The 996-nt window shown below is 70.4% G+C and carries 1 protein-coding gene; it reads left to right on the top strand.

All coding sequences use genetic code 11. The annotated features are described in order from the left end of the window. Window positions 1-151: 151 nt before the first annotated feature. Window positions 152-996, top strand: an 845-nt coding sequence (locus EU805_RS17230; protein ID WP_129765208.1) for an MFS transporter, incomplete at its 3' end; no start/stop codon positions are given.

The following is a 996-nucleotide window of genomic DNA, read 5'->3' as shown; positions in this document are numbered from 1 at the left end:
TCGCAATGGAACTCGGACGCGAGGACCCGGCACTCGCAGAGCAGGTTCTGGTTCTCTTCGAGGGCGCTACCCACGCGGCTGTCTATCGCGGAGCGGGGGCCGTCTCTGCGGCTCGGGCGGCGGCGGTCGTCCTGCTTGAAAGGGCGCGCGCATGAGCCCGGCCCTTCGCATCGGCGTGACAGGCTTCGCCCTCATCGCGGTCTGCTACGGCTTTGCCCGCTTCGCCTTCGGCCTGTTCCTGCCGCAGATCGACGGAGAACTTGGTCTCGGCCCGTCCCTCGGCGGCGTGATTTCGGGCGGCTCCTTCGCCGGCTACTGTGTCGCCATCGTCGCCTCTGCCATCCTGACCGAACGCCTCGGCGCGCGCGCCGTCGCGACAGGCGCCGCCCTCGTCGCGGCGATCGGGATGGCGGGCATCGCGCTTGCGCCATCGCCGCTGATCCTGGCCATCGCAGTGGTGGTCGCGGGATCGAGCACGGGGCTCGCCTCTCCCCCCATGGCCGCCGCGGTCGCCGCTGCCGTCGACAAGAACCGGCAGGACCTGACGAACACGGTGATCAATGCGGGTGTGAGCGCAGGCGTGGCGCTGTCTGGGCCAATCGCGCTTGGCCTCGCGGGACAATGGAGATTGGCCTTCGGGGCTTTCGCCGCCGTCGCGCTGCTGCTGGCCGTCGCGGCAGCGATCTCGCTTCCTGCCGCCTCGGGCAGCGACCGCGCAGGTGGCCTTCCCCCGATGACGGGACCGGTCCTGCGGCTGATCTCCGCCTCCTTCCTGATGGGGGCTGCGAGCACAGCGCTATGGTCCTTCGGCGGCCAACTCGTCGCGGAGCAGATGGGCTGGGGGGCGACCGGAACCGGCTTTCTCTGGACCTGCATCGGCACCGGGGGACTGGCCGGAGCCTGGGCCGGCACGCTCGTCGGCCGGTTCGGTCTCGATCGCGTCCACTGGTCCTTCCTCGGCCTGATGGCAGCCAGTATCCTGTCGGTCGGCTTCGG

This window comes from Salipiger sp. IMCC34102 (assembly GCF_004145405.1).
In the GTDB taxonomy this organism is placed as follows: domain Bacteria; phylum Pseudomonadota; class Alphaproteobacteria; order Rhodobacterales; family Rhodobacteraceae; genus Loktanella.
This window is presented reverse-complemented; position numbering and strand designations above follow the sequence as displayed.